General features: G+C 69.6%; 18 protein-coding genes. 10 read left to right on the top strand and 8 right to left on the bottom strand.

Going from position 1 to position 18,646, the window contains the following annotated elements:
• Nucleotides 1–212: 212 nt before the first annotated feature.
• Complete coding sequence (locus AB0H62_RS24335; protein ID WP_220246658.1) at nt 213–773, bottom strand: TetR/AcrR family transcriptional regulator; 561 nt, start codon at nt 771–773, stop codon at nt 213–215.
• Between the two features lie 126 nt (nt 774–899).
• Between AB0H62_RS24335 and AB0H62_RS24330 the strand changes: the two genes are divergently transcribed.
• Nucleotides 900–1,820 carry an SDR family NAD(P)-dependent oxidoreductase gene (locus AB0H62_RS24330; protein ID WP_220246657.1) on the top strand — a complete coding sequence of 307 codons (921 nt, stop codon included), beginning with the start codon at nt 900–902 and terminating at the stop codon, nt 1,818–1,820.
• A gap of 82 nt (nt 1,821–1,902) precedes the next feature.
• Nucleotides 1,903–2,544: an HAD family hydrolase gene (locus AB0H62_RS24325; RefSeq protein WP_220246656.1), complete on the top strand. Its 642-nt coding sequence runs from the start codon at nt 1,903–1,905 to the stop codon at nt 2,542–2,544.
• A gap of 4 nt (nt 2,545–2,548) precedes the next feature.
• Here AB0H62_RS24325 and AB0H62_RS24320 read toward each other — a convergent pair whose 3' ends face one another.
• Complete coding sequence (locus AB0H62_RS24320) at nt 2,549–4,039, bottom strand: serine/threonine-protein kinase (RefSeq protein ID WP_220246655.1); 1,491 nt, start codon at nt 4,037–4,039, stop codon at nt 2,549–2,551.
• 172 nt (nt 4,040–4,211) lie between these two features.
• Between AB0H62_RS24320 and AB0H62_RS24315 the strand changes: the two genes are divergently transcribed.
• The 6 genes from AB0H62_RS24315 to AB0H62_RS24290 all read left to right on the top strand — a co-directional run bounded on the left by AB0H62_RS24315 (nt 4,212) and on the right by AB0H62_RS24290 (nt 10,496).
• A complete protein-coding gene (locus tag AB0H62_RS24315) occupies nt 4,212–5,414 on the top strand; it encodes an MFS transporter (RefSeq protein ID WP_360588327.1) in 1,203 nt (400 codons plus the stop codon).
• Between the two features lie 1,219 nt (nt 5,415–6,633).
• Complete coding sequence (locus tag AB0H62_RS24310; RefSeq protein WP_255638697.1) at nt 6,634–7,872, top strand: GGDEF domain-containing protein; 1,239 nt, start codon at nt 6,634–6,636, stop codon at nt 7,870–7,872.
• A 100-nt stretch (nt 7,873–7,972) separates the two neighbouring features.
• The gene (locus AB0H62_RS24305) at nt 7,973–8,773 is read left to right on the top strand and encodes a heavy metal-binding domain-containing protein (RefSeq protein ID WP_360588324.1); all 801 of its coding nucleotides are present in this window, start codon (nt 7,973–7,975) and stop codon (nt 8,771–8,773) included.
• Between the two features lie 10 nt (nt 8,774–8,783).
• Nucleotides 8,784–9,602, top strand: a complete 819-nt coding sequence (locus AB0H62_RS24300) for a heavy metal-binding domain-containing protein (RefSeq protein ID WP_255638696.1) — start codon at nt 8,784–8,786, stop codon at nt 9,600–9,602.
• Complete coding sequence (locus AB0H62_RS24295) at nt 9,602–10,018, top strand: hypothetical protein (RefSeq protein WP_220246651.1); 417 nt, start codon at nt 9,602–9,604, stop codon at nt 10,016–10,018. The genes AB0H62_RS24300 and AB0H62_RS24295 overlap by 1 nt, the downstream gene beginning before the upstream one ends.
• A gap of 61 nt (nt 10,019–10,079) precedes the next feature.
• Nucleotides 10,080–10,496, top strand: a complete 417-nt coding sequence (locus AB0H62_RS24290; protein ID WP_220246650.1) for a VOC family protein — start codon at nt 10,080–10,082, stop codon at nt 10,494–10,496.
• Here AB0H62_RS24290 and AB0H62_RS24285 read toward each other — a convergent pair.
• From AB0H62_RS24285 to AB0H62_RS24265, 5 genes are all read right to left on the bottom strand, one after another.
• Nucleotides 10,493–11,248, bottom strand: a complete 756-nt coding sequence (locus AB0H62_RS24285) for an SDR family oxidoreductase (RefSeq protein WP_360588321.1) — start codon at nt 11,246–11,248, stop codon at nt 10,493–10,495. The two genes, AB0H62_RS24290 and AB0H62_RS24285, sit on opposite strands and share 4 nt — an antisense overlap.
• A 52-nt stretch (nt 11,249–11,300) precedes the next feature.
• Entirely contained in the window at nt 11,301–12,260 is a 960-nt protein-coding gene (locus AB0H62_RS24280; protein ID WP_360588319.1) for a zinc-binding dehydrogenase, read from the bottom strand.
• Nucleotides 12,261–12,677 (bottom strand): hypothetical protein, encoded by a 417-nt coding sequence (locus AB0H62_RS24275; RefSeq protein ID WP_220246647.1) that lies wholly within the window; start codon nt 12,675–12,677, stop codon nt 12,261–12,263.
• Between the two features lie 97 nt (nt 12,678–12,774).
• Nucleotides 12,775–13,629: a hypothetical protein gene (locus AB0H62_RS24270; RefSeq protein WP_360588316.1), complete on the bottom strand. Its 855-nt coding sequence runs from the start codon at nt 13,627–13,629 to the stop codon at nt 12,775–12,777.
• 74 nt (nt 13,630–13,703) lie between these two features.
• The gene (locus tag AB0H62_RS24265; RefSeq protein ID WP_360588314.1) at nt 13,704–14,720 is read right to left on the bottom strand and encodes a S1 family peptidase; all 1,017 of its coding nucleotides are present in this window, start codon (nt 14,718–14,720) and stop codon (nt 13,704–13,706) included.
• A 274-nt stretch (nt 14,721–14,994) separates the two neighbouring features.
• Between AB0H62_RS24265 and AB0H62_RS24260 the strand changes: the two genes are divergently transcribed.
• Nucleotides 14,995–15,426: an SRPBCC family protein gene (locus AB0H62_RS24260; RefSeq protein ID WP_360588312.1), complete on the top strand. Its 432-nt coding sequence runs from the start codon at nt 14,995–14,997 to the stop codon at nt 15,424–15,426.
• Between the two features lie 13 nt (nt 15,427–15,439).
• On the opposite strand, the gene AB0H62_RS24255 is transcribed toward AB0H62_RS24260, so the two are convergent.
• On the bottom strand, nt 15,440–15,751 hold the full coding sequence (locus tag AB0H62_RS24255) for a GNAT family N-acetyltransferase (RefSeq protein ID WP_220246643.1): 312 nt from the start codon (nt 15,749–15,751) through the stop codon (nt 15,440–15,442).
• A 253-nt stretch (nt 15,752–16,004) separates the two neighbouring features.
• Between AB0H62_RS24255 and AB0H62_RS24250 the strand changes: the two genes are divergently transcribed.
• The gene (locus AB0H62_RS24250; RefSeq protein WP_360588627.1) at nt 16,005–18,239 is read left to right on the top strand and encodes a germacradienol/geosmin synthase; all 2,235 of its coding nucleotides are present in this window, start codon (nt 16,005–16,007) and stop codon (nt 18,237–18,239) included.
• The last annotated feature ends 407 nt before the right edge of the window (nt 18,240–18,646 follow it).

Genomic DNA, 18,646 nt, shown 5'->3' with positions numbered 1-18,646 from the left:
CCTTGTCACGATGTCAAGGTCAAGTTCGGCCCGCGACTTCACCATCGGGACCGGTCCCCACGCGCCGAACTACCGTGAGCGCATGCCGGGCCAGCCGAGGAATCGGGCCGGCCGATCGGCGATCTTCGCGGCCATCGGCCTCAAGAGCGCGCACAGTCTCCGCGCGTGCCGGCAGCCGGCTCCGTCCCCTGACCGCGCCGTGACCCGGCCGCTCAGCCGCGGAAGCGCAGCCCGTCCAGCAGCAGGTCGAGTAGCCGTCCTGCTTGCTCGCGTTGCGAAGGCTGGCCGGCCGCCAGGGCAATGCCGCTGAGTCCGATGAGGACGTCGTCCACGAGGACGTCGTCGCGGAGGGTGCCGGCGGCGATCAGCGGGGAGACCAGCTGCTCGATGGTCGAGTTAAGGCGGTCGCGGCTGTGGGCGTAGGGGTTGCCACCGGAGGCGATGACGGCGCGCAGGGCGTCGGACATGCCGATCTTCGTGGTCATGTAGTCGACGAAGCGGTCCATCCACGTGCGCAATGCCTCGTAGTGCGGCAGCTCCTGCAGCAGCGCGGGGCCGGCGTCGCACAGCTGGTCCAGCTCGTTGCGGTACGCGGCCTCGATCAGGGCCTCGCGCGTCGGGAAGTGGCGGTACAGCGTGCCGATGCCGACGCCGGCGTCCTTGGCGATCGCGTCGAGCGTGGCGTCGAGGCCCTTCTCGGAGAACAGCCGCACCGCGGACGCGAGCAGGAGGTCGCGGTTGCGCCGTGCGTCCGCGCGTTGTGGTCTGGTCACAGCGGCTTGGTCACCTCTCCCCTTTTCCTTCCCGTCAACTCAAGCATACTTGCGAACGGAGGGTCCTCCGGTTAGTGTCGGACTCAACCGGAGACTCCTCCGCATCGAGTCCAGAACAGGAACGCCATGCGCATCACCACTCCGTTCACCAGGGAGTCCACCGCCGCCGACGTCAGCGCGGGCGTCGATCTCACCGGCCGCCGCGCGATCGTCACCGGGGGCGCGTCCGGCATCGGCGTCGAGACGGCCCGCGCGCTCGCGCAGGCCGGAGCCGAGGTCACGCTGGCCGTCCGCAACACCGAGGCCGGGCACCGCACGGCCCAGGCGATCACGGCGGCCACGGGCAACGCGGCAGTCGACGTCAAGCACCTCGAGCTGGCCGACCGCGCCTCCGTCGCCAAGCTGGCGAGCGACTGGCAGGGCCCGCTCCACATCCTCGTGAACAACGCCGGCGTAATGGCCGAACCGCTCAACCGCACGCCGGAAGGCTGGGAGCACCAGTTCGCCACCAACCACCTCGGCCACTTCGGCCTCGCGCTCGGCCTGCACGACGCCCTCGCCCAAACCGGCGACGCACGCATCGTGGCCGTGAGCTCCAGCGCCCACCTGCGCTCGGGCATCGTCTTCGACGACATCCACTTCGAACGCCGCGAGTACGACCCGTGGTCCGCCTACGGCCAGTCGAAGTCCGCGAACGTGCTCTTCGCCGTCGAGGCCACGCGGCGCTGGGCCACCGACGGCATCACCGCCAACGCCCTCATGCCCGGCGGCATCCGCACCAACCTGCAGCGCCACCAGGCCGACGACCCCGAGTTCGCCGAGATCGCCAGGACCTACGCGTGGAAGACCACCGAGCAGGGCGCGTCGACCTCGGTGCTGCTCGCCGTGTCTCCCCTGCTGGCCGGCGTCGGCGGCCGCTACTTCGAGGACAACAACGAAGCCGAGCCCCACGTCCCGCCGTCACACGACGGCGTCGCGGCCCACGCGCTCGACCCCGAAGTCGCGACGCTGCTGTGGGAGGTCTCGCTGGAGCTGCTCGCGCGCTGACCCGACGGTCGGCCTGCGCCGCTCGGGTCGTTCGGGCCGGATCAGCGTGCGGGTGCGCGCGATGTCTGCTTAGGGTCGTTCGGTGCGGCTCGTGCTGTTCGACCTCGACAACACCCTCGTCGACCGGGCGGAGGGTTTCCGGCGCTGGGCTTGGGAGTTCTGCGCGGAACACCGCCTGACGCCCGACGACGCCGCCTGGCTCGCGACCGCCGACCAGGACGGGCTCGCCCCGCGCGACGTCTTCTTCAAGGACGTGCGCGACCGGTTCGCCTTGCGGGACACCGCCGCGGAGCTGCTCGAGTCGTACCGGCAGCGGCACCCGGCCTTGATCCCCGCCGCGCCGGGCGTGCTGGCCGGCTTGCCGCGGTTGCGGGGGGCGGGCTGGCGGATCGGCGTGGTGACCAACGGCAACGCCGAGCAGCAGCTCGCCACCCTGCTGTGCACGGGCGTCGCGGGGCTCGTGGACGGGTGGGCGATCTCGGAACACGAAGGCGTCGGCAAGCCGGACCGGCGGCTGTTCGAGATCGCGGCGGCACGCTGCGAGGCGCCGTTGCGCGACGGCTGGATGGTCGGCGACGGCGAAGAGACCGACGTCGCCGGCGGCCGGGCCGCGGGGCTGCACACGGTGTGGGTCGATCGCGGGCGCGCGTGGGATGGGGACGAAAAGGCCCCGGACCACATCGTTGCCGACGCGGCCGGGGCCATCGAGCTGCTGCTGGAGTGAGCGATCAGCTCTCGGAGTCGATCTTCCACACGCCGTTGTCGTTGACCATGTGGTACGTGTGGTGGTTGGTCTGGCTGGCCCCACTGGCGGACACGTAGGTGATGTCAGCGCTGAGCATGTCGGTGCCGATCGACTTCACGTTGCTCGCGCGCGCGGACTTGTAGTCGTCCCAGAAGTTCTGGTACGTGGCGAAAGTCTGGTGCTTGCTCGCCTTGAAGCTGTCCGTGAGCAGGCCGAAGCCCTGCTGCAGGTCGCCGGGAATGAGCGAGAAGTAGTTCGTCAGCGCGGCCTCCATCGACTGCGGCGAGTTGACCGAGCTGCTCGACGACGTCGGTGACGACGGTGGGCTGCTGGGTGCCGACGGGGCGCTCGAAAGCGGTGTCGTCGGCGTAGTCGGCGGGTTCGTGGTCGGAGCCGGGGAGTTCGCGGACGACGAGTTGACCACCGGCGACGCACCACCGGCGGTCGGGGTCGTGCCGCTGTTGCGGTTCACCAGCACGATCACCACGACGATGACCACCACGAGCACCGCGCCGAGGCCGGCGAGGACCATCGAGCGCCGTCTTCGATCGACGGGTGCCGGGGCGGGAGTCGTCGGAGCGACGGCCGGAGCCGGAGCGGCCGGGATCGGCGCGGGCACCGTCAGCGGGATCGGCACCGACGCGACGGGCGTGACGCCGCCGTCGAGCTCCCGCAGCTCGGTGAGCACCTCGGCCATCGACGGCCGGTCTTCGGGCTTGAGCTCCAGCAGCTTCAGCAGCAGCGGCTCCAGTTTCCCCGCCTGCTTCGGCGGGGTGATCGAACCGCTGGACACGCGGTACAGCAACGCGATCGCGTTGTCCGCCGTGCCGAACGGCGGCGCGCCCTCCACCGCCATGTAGAGCGTGGCGCCGAGGGCGAAGACGTCGGAAGCGAACATGGCTTCTTCGCCGCGCGCGACTTCGGGCGCGAGGAACGCGGGCGTACCGGAGATTTCGCCCGTCGCCGTCAGCGTGACGTCGCCGACCGCGCGGGAGATGCCGAAGTCGGTGACCTTGACGGTGCCGTCTTCGCCGAGCAGGACGTTGCCCGGCTTCACGTCGCGGTGCACGATGCCGGCGCGATGCGCGGCGGTGAGCACGCCGGCCAGTTGCACGGCGATGGGGATGACCTCGTCGACGGTCAGCGGGCCGTCGTCGTGCAGCTTCGCCGAGAGGCTGCGCGAGGGGAGGTACTCCATGATCAGCCACGGGCGGTCTTCGTACTCGACCACGTTGAACACGGAGATGGCGTTGGGGTGCTGCAGGCGCGCGGCGATGCGAGCCTCGCGCATGGCGCGGCTCTTCGCCTCGGCGACCTTCTCCTCGCCTTGGTTCATCGGCATGAGGAGTTCTTTCACCGCGACGACGCGGCCGAGGATCTTGTCCTCGCCGCGCCAGACCATGCCCATGGCGCCGCTGCCGATGAGCTCGACGAGCTGGTAGCGACCGGCGATCTGCCGGCTCTCCTCGGTCAACGAAAAACCCCTCAGTGCGACGTTCACGGACGGCGATCGCCAAGTTTTTCACGGCGCTCGCCCGGGTGTCCCTACGACCCACCGGTGAGTGCGGGGGTTGCTCCGTGTGGCCGACCCGGGACACTCTGATCATATGAGCGCCGAGGCCCCGTCATTCCGAAACGTGTTCGGCGTGACCGAATTCCGGGCCCTGTGGCTCGCGCACGTGCTGTCGGTCGCCGGTGATCAACTGGCTCGCGTCGCGCTCACGGTTCTCGTGTTCGACCGTACCGAATCCGCGGGCTGGGCGGCGCTCACGTACGCGTTGACTTACCTGCCCGATCTGCTCGGCGGCGCGCTCGGCGGCCTTGCCGACCGGTTCCCGCGCCGCACGGTGCTCGTGGTGGCCGACGTGCTGCGCGCCGTGCTCGTGGCCGTGATGGCGATTCCCGGGCTGCCGTGGCCGGTCGCGGCGGCGTTGCTGGTGGCCGTGCAGCTGGCGGCGGGACCGTTCCAGGCGGCGCGGCAGGCCGTGCTGCCGGACATCCTCGGGCCGGACCGGTTGCCCGTCGGCCAGGCGATGTTGTCCTCGACGTACCAGGCGGCGCTCGTGATCGGCTTCGGCGCCGGCGCGGCGGTGGTCGCGTGGCTCGGGGTGACGGGCGCGCTGGCGGTGGACGCGGTGACGTTCGCGGTGTCGGCACTCGCGCTGCGCTGCGGGCTGCGGCCGCACCCTGTCGACGTCGTCGAGCGGGGTCCCGCGGCGGCCTCCCAGTGGGCTTCGCTCGTCGCGGGCTGCCGGCTGGTCGGGCGAGACCGGCGGCTGCGGTCGTTGCTGGCGATCGCGTGCTGCAGCGGGTTCTACGTGGTGCCCGAAGGCCTGGCCGTGCCGATCGCCGCACAGCTCGGCGGCACGGGGGTGCTGCCGTGGCTGCTCATCGCCAACCCCGTCGGGTCGCTGCTCGGCGCGGTGCTGCTCAGCCGGCTGCCACGCGTACGTCAGGCGCGGCTGCTGGGGCCGCTCGCCGTGGCGACCAGCCTGGTGCTGCTGCCGACGGCCTGGACACCCGGGCTCGCCGTGATCGTGGTTTTGTGGACTTTGTCCGGGATGTTCTCCGCGCACGACTTGATCACGCAGGTGCAGTACAGCCTGGCCGCCCCGCCCGAGCAGCGCGGCCAGGTGATCGGCGTCGCGATCGCAGCGCTGCGGGCGTCGCAGGGCCTCGCCATCGCGGCCGCCGGGGCGCTCGCGCAAGTGCTCGCGCTCACGACCGTGGTGGCCGTCGCGGCCGTCGCCGGTGCGACGGTCGCCGCCCTCGCCGCCACGGCGTGGCTGCGCGCGGCGTGGCCCCGTCGAAGTCCTCTCGACGGGGCCACGCCACCTGCCGCGTCCTGAACCTCACGGCTCACGTCCGGCGACCGACCCACCTCCTCGTGGTGCTCGTGGTGCTCGCGGCTCTCGTGCACGGTCGGGCCCGCTCGCGGGCAGGACTCACGTCCAGTTGTTGTCACGCATGCCTTTCACCCCCTCGTCGGGTGTTCGCCGGGCTCGGTTCAGCAGGTCCAGTTGTTGTCGCGCACCTGGCGCTCCTCTCGGCTGGTCGGGGTCGTCTCGGTCGGGGTCGTCTCGGTTGCCGGGCGGGGTTCAGCGGGTCCAGTTGTTGTCACGCACGTGCTTCTCCTCTCGGGCTCATCGGGGTGGCCTGCGGGGTTCAGCGGGTCCAGTTGTTGTCGCGCACTTGGCGCTCCTCTCGACTCGTCGGGGTCGTCGGGGTCGTCTGCGGGGATCAGCGGGTCCAGTTGTTGTCACGCACGCGCGGCTCCTCTCCACTCGTCACGGACGTTGGCCACTTGCGTCAGCGGGTCCAGTTGTTGTCACGCACCGGCGTCTCCTCTCCGTTCGTCGTGTTCGTTGGTCTGACCTCAGGACCTCAGCGGGCCCAGTTGTTGTCACGCATCGCCGAAACCTCCTTCCCTGCCAGTGCTTCGTCGGGCTCGTCGGTCACCAGTTGTTGTCACGCACGGCTATACCCCCTTTCACCTCGGCTGTTCAGCGGACTTCGGCCGTCACCAGTTGTTGTCCCGCACGGCCGGACCTCCTTTCCACGTCGCGGTTCGCCAACAGTTCGGACTCACCAGTTGTTGTCCTGCACCGTGGACACCTCCTCCCGCAGAACGCACCGAAAACACCGGAACTCTCGACCTCAGGTCGAGCTCAACGGTCCAGACCACTCAAGCGGAGACCGTCCAGTTGTTGTCGCGCACCGTCGTCACCTCCTCGCCAGGGCCGCGCCGACCGGCGGTTTCGCTGAGCCCGCCGGTCACCGATCGTGGTTGTCGCACGTCAGTGGCTTCAGTGGCCGGAGGCCGCGGATTCCCAGGTACGCCAAGGAATCGCGGCGGGCCACCACTACGCTCAGTGGTCACCTCCCCTCTGCGCAGGCCGGGCACTGGGCTGTCCGGGCGAAATTCCCCGGCCAGGTCCCAGAGTCCGGACCACGGGCGGCACACGGCGCGCCCCGTCGTTTACGGTAGAAGCCAACCGGGTGAGGTGAAGAGTGCGCGGACGAGCAAACCGGTCTGCCGGATGGTTCACGGGCTGGCGCCTTTGGCGGTTGCCCTCTCATGTCCGCACTTTTGTGCTCCTCGTCAACTTCCTGGCGATCCTGGCGTCGGTGAGCACCGCGTGGCTGGTGCCGGTGCACCAGCAGGACCTGATCCGCTTCGGCGTGCTGGCCGTGTGCGCGGCAGTCGCCATCGAGGCCACGCGCCACATCGAGCGCCAGCGCGAGTACAACCGCGCGCCCACGGTCGCGTACGTCGACACCAAGGCCGTGTGGAGCATCGCGGCTGTGGTGGCGCTGCCGGCCGTGCTGGCCACGGCGATGGTCGTGTTCACCTACGCGATGGCGTGGTGGCGCGTCTGGCCACGCGAACGGCCCGTGCTCCCCCACCGCTGGATCTTCTCCGCCGCGACCGTGTTGTGCGGCACACAGGCGGCGGTCGCCGTGCTCGCGCTGGGCATGCACCACTACCCCGGCGTGCCGGCCACGGGCTTCCTGCCCGGCCTCACCGACCTGGTCGTCATCATCTTCGCGGCCGCCCTGCGCTGGGCCATCAACACGGCGCTGGTGATGGTGGCCATCGCGCTCTCGAGCCCGCCGCGCTCGCTCTCGGACCTGTTCTCCGGCTTCGGCGACCAGCTGCTGGAAGCCGGCGCGATCGGCCTGGGCCTGGTCACCGCCGCGCTGCTCCTGCTGGCCAACCCGCTGGTGCTCACCGGCGTGGTCGTGGCGCTGGTGGCGCTGCACCGCGGCCTGCTGCTCGCGCAGTTCCAGCGCGACGCGCGCACCGACGTGACCACCGGCCTGGCCACCAAGCGCTGGTGGCGCACGCTGGCCGAGCAGTACCTCGAGCGCGCCCGCACCGGCAACGGCACCGTCGGCGTGCTGCTGCTCGACCTCGACCACTTCAAGGCCATCAACGACACCTACGGCCACCCGACGGGCGACGTCGTGCTGCGCGAGATCGCCCTCGCGCTGCGCAGCGAGGTGCGCGACCAGGACATCTGCGGCCGCTGGGGCGGCGAGGAGTTCGCGATCGTGCTGCCGAACGTGCCGACGATGGAGCAACTCGGCCAGCTCGCCGACCGCATCCGCCGGCGCATCCCGCAGGTCGTCGTGCCGCTGCCCGAGCGCGACACGGTCATCAGCGACCTGACCGTGTCGATCGGCTGCGCTCTCTACCCGGCCGAGCACCTCACCGGCGTCGACGACGTACTGGTCGCCACCGACACCGCCCTCTACCGGGCGAAGCAGGCGGGCCGCAACCGCGTGGAGCTCGCCACACACTGAAGGACGTTCCGGACAACCCCGCCTTCTCGTTCCGACTTCGTCTCCCCCTCGTGCCACGATGGACGCTGAGGGCCGCGCCGAGGCCCGCGAGGAGGTCCGAGTGCCCGACTGGGATGGCCATGGACTGCCGCCGGTCGCGCGGGCTCGCGTCGACCGGTTCGCTTCGTCCGGCCTGCGCACCTCGCTGCTGAGCGTCCCCGGCGCGGTCGGCGCGGAAGTCGCCGGATTCACCCCCGTGGGGGAGGTCATGGGGTGCGTCGTGGAGCGCCTCGGGTGGACCTCCGGCTTCGGCATCACGCCCAACCAGCAGGCCGCCATCTACGCCGACGCGCTCCGTCAGGGCTACCGCGTCGCGCTGGACCGGCTGCGGCTGGAGGCCGAGGCGATCGGCGCCGACGGCGTCCTCGGCATCACCACGTCCGTCACTCGGCTCGACGAGACCATGCAGGAGTTCGTCGCGCTCGGCTCCGCGGTGCGCGCGGAGACGCCGCAACGGCCCGGGCGCGTGTTCACCACCGAGCTGCCGGGCCAGGACGTCGGCAAGCTGATGCAGGCCGGCTGGGTGCCCGCGGCCGTCGCGATCGGCATCTCGGCGCACACCACGTTCGACTACAACATGCAGTACCAGACCACGATGTGGGCCGGGAACGTCGAGGTCGACGCCCACACCCGGCTCGTCACCGAGGTGCGGGCCGACGCGCGCAGCCAGTTCCGCAAGACCGTGCAGACCACCGGCGCCGACGGGGCGATCGTCTCGCGGATGTCGCTCGACACGTGGCAGCTGGGCGAGGTGGCCGTGGCCGGGGTGGCGAGCGTGTTCGGCACCGCCATTGCCCGATTCCACGTCGGCAGCTCCGCGCCCACGTCCGCGCTCACCATCCTGCCGCTGAACCGAGTTTGAAGGAGGCCCCGTGACGACCACGGACCCCGCCGCGCAACACATCCCCGAGGATGCGATGCGCCGGCTCGCCGAGATGCGGCCGGGGCAGGCAACGAGCCTGTTCACGTCCGACTTGAGCGTGAACGAGTTCCTGCTCGTGCGCGAGGCCGGCTTCCGCCCGCTGGGCCTGGTGCTCGGATCGAGCATCTACCACGTCGGGTTCCAGATGGGGCGCTGGAGCAAGAACCAGGAGATGGACCGCCTGTCGGCCGCGATGTACCACGCGCGCGAGCTCGCGATGACGCGCATGGAGACCGAGGCCGACCTGCTGGGCGCCGACGGGATCGTGGCCGTACGCCTGGAGATCGAGTTCAAGGAGTTCGGCAGCGACCTGGCGGAGTTCGTCGCCGTCGGTACCGCGGTGAAGGCCGACGAGCCCGGCGAGTGGCGCAACAACACGGGCAAGCCGTTCACGTCTGACCTGTCCGGCCAGGACTTCTGGACTCTCGTGCAAGCCGGTTACGCACCGCTGGGCATGGTGATGGGCACGTGCGTCTACCACATCGCGCACCAGCGGTTCCGCCAGGCGATGAGCAATATCGGGCAGAACGTGGAGATCCCGCAGTACACCGAGGCCCTCTACGACGCGCGTGAGCTGGCGATGTCGCGTATGCAGGCCGAGGCCGAGCAGCTGAAAGCCGAAGGCATCGTGGGGGTGCAACTGCTGTCACTGCCGCATCGATGGGGCGGGCACACGACGGAGTTCTTCGCCATCGGCACCGCCGTGAAGCCGCTGCGCCCCGACCACCGCATCACCAAGCCGCAGCTCGTGCTGCCCCTCACCGACTGATGTCCGGGTCAGAGCTCGGCCCGGCCGGCGAGTTCCACCTCCTGGTGGCCGCCCTGCGCGCCGATCGCGCCGACGTCGAGTCCTACACCCGTGTGCTGTCCGAGACCCTCGGCGACGCCCTCCCGCCGGGCATGGTCGAGATCGACCGGCGGCGCAGCTTCGCCGACCGCGTGGCCGGGCGCCTCGGGCAGCCGGTGGAGGTGCGCGTGTCGACGCCGCACCAGCTGCTCGTGCTCACGGCCGGCCGGTCCGGCGGGGTCACGGGCGAGATTCGCCAGGTGGTGCGCGGGGTCGTGATCAGCCGCCGGGACACCGACGTCGAGGAGTGGGTGACGGTGCTCGCCGAGGAGCTGCAGGCGCTGGCTTCTCGGGACGCGAAGGCTCGCGAAGCGTTGTCGCGGTTCCTGGGTAGCTGACTCCGGCGTGGTTGAACCGCCGAACCTTGACCCGCCTGGTTTGCCCGATTAGAACTCGGGGATGGACTGGACACTCGAGGTCGTCATCGTTCCCGTGTCCGATGTGGACCGCGCGAAGGCGTTCTACGCCGAGCAGTGCGGCTTCCACGTCGACCACGACACCGTGGTCGGGCCCGGCGCCCGCGTCGTGCAGCTGACCCCGCAGGGCTCCGGGTGCTCGATCGTCGTCGGCGAGGGCGTGGTGCCCCCGATGCCGCCCGGGTCGCTCAAGGGCCTGCAGCTCGTGGTCGCCGACCTGCCGCGCGCCCGCGAGACGCTGCTCGCGGGCGGCGTCGACGTCAGCGAGATCCAGCTCCTCGGGCCCGACCCGGCCACGGGCCGGCCCGAGGACCTCGACAACATCGGCTTCTTTCACTTCTCCGACCCGGATGGCAACGCCTGGGCCGTGCAGCAGATCTCGGCGCGTGGCAAGAGCTAATCCACGAGTGCGCCACAGCTGATGTTGGCCGTCGCGGCGGTCATGGTGCGGGCGCGGTCGGAGGCCACGAACGCGGCGACCGCGCCGACGTCCGCGAGCGTCGCGGGTCGGCCGAGCATGGTGCCCTTCGCGATTCCTTCCGTGACCGCCTCGGTGTGCGCGAAATCCGCGGGGAGCGATTCGGGCACGCCACCGGTCCGCAGGGTGACGGTGCGGACGCCGTAGCCGCCCAGCTCCGCGGCGAGTTGCCGGCGCATGGCTTCGAGCGCGGCGAACGCCACCTGCAGTCCGCCGACCGGGTGGCTGCGCACCGGATCCCCGTCGCCGCCGAAGACGAGCACGACGCCGCCACCTTGGCGTTTCATGTGGCGACCGGCCGCGCGCATGGTGAGAAACGTCGTGCGCACGGCGGTGACCACCGGTTGTTCGTAGTCGGCCAAGGACATTTCCAGCAGCGGGGTGCCCTGCACGTCACCGTGGGTGATGACATTGACCGAAATGTCGAGGCTGCCTCCCGCGGCGACAACGGCGTCGGCGTGTTCGTCGACGGCCTGCTCGTCCAGGGCATCGAGCTCCTCGACGTCGGCGCGCCCGCCCGCCGCGCGAATCTCGTCGGCGACCTTGTCGAGTTTCGCGCGGGTGCGGCCGGCCAGGAAGACGCGTGCGCCCTCCTCGGCGAACGCGCACGCGATGGCACCGCCGATCGCTCCGCCACCGCCGTAGACCACTGCGTTCTTTCCTTCGAGCAGCATGGGCTCTCCGTTCGTCGGGCTTCCGCTTCCACCCGTGCGTCGAACGAGGTGCTCAGGAATCGACAGGATCTCCGACGACGAGCACGATCCGGCGCCCGTGCAGCTCACCACGTTCCATTCGCCCGTGCGCTTCGGCTGCTTCGGCGAGCGGCACCCGCTCCACCGCCCGCGGTCGCAGACCACCGGCGGCGAACCGCTCGTTCAGCGCCGCCGCCGCATTGGCCAGTTCGGCGGCCGTCGCCCGGGAGATGACGAACCCGACCACGGACTGGTCGTTCAGGTACAGCTCGCCGGCGGGCAGCACCGGCCGGGTGCGCGGCCCCGCGAGCAGCACGACCCGGCCGCGGAACGCCAGGTGCGCCACGGCGGTTTCGAGGTCGTTGGTGCCGGAGGTGTCCACGTAGAGGTCGATGCCGTCCGGCAGCTCGGTCTTGCGGTAGTCCAGCGCCAGATCGGCGCCGCGAGTCACGCAGTGGTCCAGATCCGCCGCCGACGCCGTGGCCACCACGTGCGCACCCGCCGCGGCGGCGAGCTCGATCAACGCGGTCCCGACGTTGCCGCCACCGCCGACCACCAGCACAGTCTGCCCGGCGCGCAGCCCGCCGTGTGTGAACAACGCCAGGTACGCTGTGGCCGCGGGGTGCACCACGGCGACGGCGTCGAACGGATCCACTCCGGTGGGCAGGCGGTACAACCGATCCGCCGCGACAGCAACGCGTTCGGCCGCCGCACCCTGTCGTCCGCCGTGCCCGAGACTGTTGCCCCACACCGTTTCCCCGGCCGCGAAGCCGTTCGCCGAGTCCGCGACGTGGCCGACGAAATCCCGGCTCAGCACGAGCGGCCACGGCCCCGGCACCGGCCACATCCCGTTGCGCACGAACGTGTCCACGGGGTTCACGGTGCTCGCGACGACCTCGACGAGCACCTCACCGAGCGCCGGCACGGGATCGGGGAGGTCGCCGAAGCGGATCTCCTCGACCGGGCCGGGCTTCTCGACGAACGCAGCCTTCACTCAGGCGAAGCTACCAGCGGTGAGGATCGCGTGGCCGTGCCGTTCTTTGGCTTCGAGGTAGCGCGACGTGTGTTCGCCGGGGTGGTCGACGATCAACTTCTCCCGCTTCACCACAATTCCCGCGGCTTCCAGCGCGGCGACCTTGGCCAGGTTGTTCGTCAGCAGGCTCACGCGCTCCAGCAGGTTCTTCGAGCGGATGCGGCAGCCGAACGCTTCCACCGCGCAAACCGCACCCACGGGCATCGCCAGCAACTTACGGGCGACTTCCTCAAAGTCGGCGTCGTCGTCGAGATCACGTGCGAGCGCCCGCAGTTCCCCTTCACGTCCGACCAAGTAGTCGACCTTGTCAAGGCAGGCGCACGAGCTGCGCTGCCAGTACGACCTGTTGCGGGGCCGCAACGCCGCCGCGCCGCTCACCGACTGAGGACGGCGGTGTCCGCGCACGGTCCACGAGACCGCCTGCGGACACCGCACGGCCCGCGACTCGAGAACCGAGCCGCGGGTTTTCTCCGTCTTACGGCCGGACGGCACCCATCGGGTTCGGGATCGGGAGGCCACCCGCGTCGACGACCGCGCGGCTGAGGGGTACGGCCAGCTCCAGCACGCGGTCCACGCCGTCCGGGCCGAGCGCTTCGAGCGGGTCCGCGGCCAGGCGGTCGGTCATCTCCTCGACGTCGTGGCGGACGGCGGCGCCGCTCGCCGTGAGCCGGCCGGCGGAGTCCAGCAGGCCACGGGAAAGCAGGCGGGCCCTCGAGTCTTCCCACTCCTCGTCGGTCCAGCCGCGGGCGCGCTGGACGATCTCGCGCGTCGTGGTGCCTGCGGCGATGTGGGTGAGGCTCGCGTCGAGGCCGGACAGCCCGGCGGACACGCCGGCGAGCACGTGGCCGTCGCCGCGGTGTTCCCGGAGGGCGCAGGTGGCGAGCCAGAGGCGGGCGAGTGGACGGTCGGGACGCATCGCCGACGCCCACGCGGCGGCGAGCGGACGGCCGTCGAAGCGGCAGCCGGCGACGGCGCGTTCGAGCAGCCCGGTCAGTTCGTCGAGTTCGGCGCCCGATGGCAGCAACCGCGTCAAAGCGGCTTCCACGGCGAGAATCCGGGTCTGCAGCACGTCTTCCGGCTTCGCGAACGTCCACGCGTCGGGCAGGGCGCGCGCGACCATCCCGGGCGCGAAGCCGTAGAACATCGACGTGACCGGCCCCGGGCCGATCGGGCCCAGCGGCGCCGCGCGGCCCGCGAAGTACCCCATCCACCAGCCGCGCAGACCCACTTCCTTCGCCGCCGCGGCGGGCTCGGACGCGAAGTAGACCACGGCGTGCAGGGGCTCCAGCGCGACCCAGAACCGCCTGGCCAGGCTCGAATTCGGCTCCATGACCGTCAGCGTACGCACGAAGAAGGCCCCTCCACCGCTGCTTCGAGTGGAGGGGCCTTCCGTAGCGCGGTTTATCAGGCGAGCTCGAGCCCGTAGGACTGCAGCTCGAGGGTGAGCGGGTAGAAGTAGCTGGTCACGGTGTCGCCGCCGGACAGCGTGCCGAGGCCCTTCGAGCCGTCGTACGCCGGGCCGCCCGAGTCGCCGTGGTCGGTGTGCGCGGTGGTGCCGAACTCGTGGTTGAGCACGCCCACGTCGAAGTTCACGGACTCGTCGACCGAGGTGACCTCGCCGCTGCCGCCACCGGTGGTCTGGCCCTGCTTCTGGATCTGCTCGCCGACGGTCGGCGTGCCGGCGCTGCTGATGGTCTGGCCGGTGTTGATGGCGCCGTCACCCGAGCCGTTCGGGCGGGTCAGCAGACCGGAGTCCGCACCGGGGCAGTCGCTCTCCACCACGCGGGCGCCGGAGACGTCGCCGCCCGACCAGGTGCCGCCCTCGTTGGTGCAGTGGCCGGCCGTGAGCATCATCGGCTCGCCGCCACGGGTGACGTTGAAGCCGAGGGAGCAGGTGAACTGACCGTTGTTGATCGAGTCGCCGTCGGCGATGTAGGTCGACAGCTTGCCGGCGCGGTGCTCGATGCGGGCGGAGTCTCCCAGCTTCGCGGCGGCCGCGGTGACCTTGTCGACGGTGGTCTTCGAGGCCGCGTCGTAGATCTTCACGACGACCTGGTTGTTCCTGGTGTCGATGCCCCACGCCGTCTGCGGCACGTTCTTCACGCCGTCGAGGGAGTTCTTGGCGTTGGTCAGCGCGGCGAAGCTGTGCTTCACCAGCTTCGTGGCGAAGCCGGCGGCTTCGGCCTTCTGCTGGGCGGCCGCGTCGGTGACGTTGACGATGGCCTTGCCGTTGTCGAGGTAGATGCCACCGCCCGACAGGCCGAGGCTGTCGACGACCTGCGTCGCCTGGGTGACGGCCTGGGTCTGCATCTGCGCGAAGGCGAGCGGGCTGGCCGAAGCCGCGCTTACGCAAAGGCCGGCCGTAAGCGCCGCCGCGGAGAACACGGTGAAGCCGGCGACGAACGTTTTCCGGGAAGTCATGGAATCTTCCTCCAGTTGAGCTGGACGGATCCTGCGCGAGCGGCTCGCGCAAACCACGGTGGGACTCCCCACACTTTTGTTGCCAGGCAACCAACGCACCACCGACGAAGGTTGGTTAATAACCAAGTCATCCGGGCAAATCGGCCTGCTCGCACCCGTTCGGCTCAGGCGCACTAGGCCGAACAGCCGTGCGACCGCACCATTCACTGGGATGGGTTACCCGCCGGGCGCCACGGGGCAATCGCGGGGCGGCGCTTCCGGTTAAGGTCGGCGCGTGCCCGACACCGAGCTGAGCCACGCGTTCACCGTGGCCGCACCGCCCGCGGACGTCGTCGCCCACCTCGCGGAGCCTTCGAATTACGTCGGCTTGTCACCGCTGGTGGTGGAGGTGCGCGACGTCGCACGGGAAGAAGGCTTGACGCGGTACACCGCGGTGGAGCGGTTCCGCTTCTTCGGCTTTCTGCGCCACGACAACCCGATCGTCGTCACGCTCCGCACCACCGGCACGGCGGCCCACGGCGACGTGGTGTCGCCCGGCGGCGTGCGGATGGGTTACCGGTTCGACCTCGAACCCGACGGCGGCGGCACGCGCGTCACCGACACGCTGCGGCTGCACACGCCGCCGGGCCTACTTCGCTTCGCCGCTTCACGGGCCCGCGCGGTACAACTCGCCCGCGCGGGCGTCCTCGCCGAGCGGCTCGGCTGAGTCCACAAAGGACTTACTGCGCGTCAGAAGTGCCTTCCGGCCACTGGACGTGCTCTTCGTAGCCGGTGTGCTTGCGCAGGAAAGCCGCGATGAACGGGCAAACCGGCACGATCACCCCGCCGTTGGCCACGACGTCGTCCAGCGCGTAGGTGGCCAGCGTGGTGCCGAGGCCGCGGCCGCCGAAGGCCTTGTCGATCTCGGTGTGGGTGAACACCGTCTGGTTGTCGCGCAGGAGGTACTGCGTGAAGCCGGCCAGCTGGTCGTCCGCGTACACCTCGTAGCGGTGCTTCTCGTCGTTGCGGACCACGCGGGTCTCGTCGCTCATTCGTCGCTCCTCGAAGTCTGGGCATTCAGGTGAACGCCGGACAGCCTGCCGTACTTCCCCGGCGTGCGTTGATCTTCACCGAAGAATGACGCGGCGGCCCCGGAAACGACTCAGGCGTGATCCGGGCTGGGCCGCCCGGGCGACACGGTGCGAGCGATCGGGTGGAACGCCCGCGCGGACCTTCCGGGGCGCCCGGCGCGTTTGGTTGATTCTCTGGGTCGGTGACCACCACTGGGAAGGCCAGGACCGCGCTGTGCAGCCGTTCGCTCTGCCCGAGTTCTACATGCCCTACCCGGCCCGGCTGAACCCGCACCTCGACGGTGCGCGGGAGCACAGCAAGGCGTGGGCGTACACGATGGACATGATCGACGTCCCCCAGCACGGCACCGTAATCTGGGACGAACACGACTTCGACTCCCACGACTACGCGCTGCTCTGCGCCTACACCCACCCGGACGCGGGCGCGACGGAGCTCGACCTCATCACCGACTGGTACGTCTGGGTCTTCTACTTCGACGACCACTTCCTGGAGCTGTTCAAGCGCACCGGCGACATCGACAGCGCCCGCGCCTACCTCGACCGGATCGCCCTGTTCATGCCGGTCACGGGCGACATCACGGCGACCGCGGAGAACCCCGTCGAACGTGGGCTCGAGGACCTGTGGAACCGCACCGTCCCGCATCGTTCCGAGGGCTGGCGCCGCCGCTTCGTGGAAAGCACGCGCAACCTGCTGGACGAGTCCTTGTGGGAACTCGCCAACATCAACGAGGGCCGCGTCTCCAACCCCATCGAGTACATCGAAATGCGCCGCAAGGTCGGCGGTGCACCCTGGTCCGCGAACCTCATCGAGCACTCGGTCCACGCCGAAGTTCCCGACGCCATCGCCGCCTCCCGCCCCATGGAGGTCCTGCGCGACTGCTTCGCCGACGCCGTCCACCTCCGCAACGACTTGTTCTCCTACCAACGCGAGGTCGAAGACGAGGGCGAGCTTTCGAATGGCGTGCTCGTCTTCGAGAAGTTCCTCGGCTGCGCCACCCAGGAAGCCGCCGACGCCGTCAACGACCTCCTCACGTCCCGGTTGCACCAGTTCGAACACACCGCCCTCACCGAAGTCCCGGCTCTATTCGACGAACACGCCGTGGACGTGTCCGGCCGCGCCGAGACGTTCGCCTACGTCAAGGGCCTCCAGGACTGGCAGTCCGGCGGCCACGAATGGCACCTGCGCTCCAGCCGCTACATGAACGAAGGCGCGCTCGACTCGCGCGGCGGCCCCGAGTTGCTGGGCGGCCCGACCGGCTTGGGCACCTCGGCTGCTCGCATCTTCTCCTCCTTGGTGAGCACCGCTCCCCAGCGTTTGCGGTCCTTCTCCCACCAGCCGCACGAGGCCGTGGGCCCGATCGTCCGGCCCGAGATCTACATGCCTTTCGAGCTCCGCCTGAGCCCGCACCTGGCCGCTGCCCGCGACCGCCTGGCCGACTGGTGCACCTCGATGGGCTTCCTCGACGGCGTGGTCTGGGACGAGCACAAGATGCGCGCCATGGACCTCCCCCTGTGCTCGGCCGGCATCCACCCCGACGCTTCCCCTGAGCAACTGGACCTGACCAGCGCCTGGCTGGCCTGGGGCACCTATGGGGACGACTACTACCCCGTGGTCTTCGGAGCTTCCCGCAACCTGGGCGCGGCGAAGGCGGCCACGGAGCGCTTCAAGCTCTTCATGCCACTCGACGACGAGCCCATACCTGCTCCAGAGGGGTCACTGGAGGCCGGCCTCGCCGACCTGTGGCTTCGGACGGCCGGCCCGATGAGCCTGGAGTCACGCCGCGCCTTCCGCAAGGCCGTTGTCGACATGTGCGAGAGCTGGCTCTGGGAAATGGCAAACCAGGCCGAGAACCGAATCCCTGATCCAATCGACTATGTCGAAATGCGGCGCAAGACCTTCGGCTCAGACCTCACGATGAGCCTGTCCCGCATTTCTCACGGGCGGTTGATACCGCCGGAGATCTACCGGACTCGAACCATCCAGGCCGTCGAGCACTCGGCAATGGATTATGCCTGCCTGCTGAACGACGTGTTCTCGTACAAGAAGGAAATCCAGTACGAAGGCGAGCTTCACAACTCGGTGCTGGTGGTCCGCAACTTCCTCGACGTGGATGAGCAGACGGCTTTCGAGATCGTCAACGATTTGATGACCGCCCGAATGAAGGAATTCGAACACGCTGTCGACGTCGGTTTACCGGGCCTGTTCTCGGACTTCTCCCTCGACGAGGACGTCCGAGCCGCACTGACGGCTTACACAGATGAACTGAAGGACTGGATGGCGGGAATCCTGAACTGGCACGAAGGCTGCGCCAGGTACACGGAAGAGGAAATCCGCCGCCGCCCTGGCGTTCCGGATGATGCCCTGGCCGCGCTGGCCTTCTCAGCAGGCCCAACGGGTTTGGGGACAGGCTCACTGAGGATCTCCTCCATCCTCCCTGCCGCCAGGTAACCCACCCCAAGACAGCCACCTACCGTCCAACCACCCACTATCCGCCGGCCAAACCCATCTCCCCAACGGACAGCGGGTGCACCCAAACCCAACTTCTCCTCAACCAACCCCCCGACCCTTCCCCGGCCGGCCCCCGACGAAGGTGAAACCACACGGCTCGGGGTAGCTTGTCAAGGTACTCTTTCCCGCCTTGACAAGCTACCCCGAGCCGTAATGAAAATTGAAACTTCGGGGAGTCATTCCCAGGTCATCGTTTTAATCTTTTGATCGGAGAAACCGACGGCTTTGTCGGGTGGTTGAGTCGGGAGTCGTGTCTGCCGATCGGTGACCATTAGGCAGATGGTTGGCCGTCTTGCCGGTACGTCCGGCGGGTGGTTCAGCTGCGTGACGGTGGACCGGTGACCGTT

Source organism: Amycolatopsis sp. NPDC050768 (genome assembly GCF_040654155.1).
Lineage (GTDB): Bacteria > Actinomycetota > Actinomycetes > Mycobacteriales > Pseudonocardiaceae > Amycolatopsis.
Note: the sequence above shows the minus strand (reverse complement) of the source record. Positions and strands in the feature narration are given on the sequence as shown.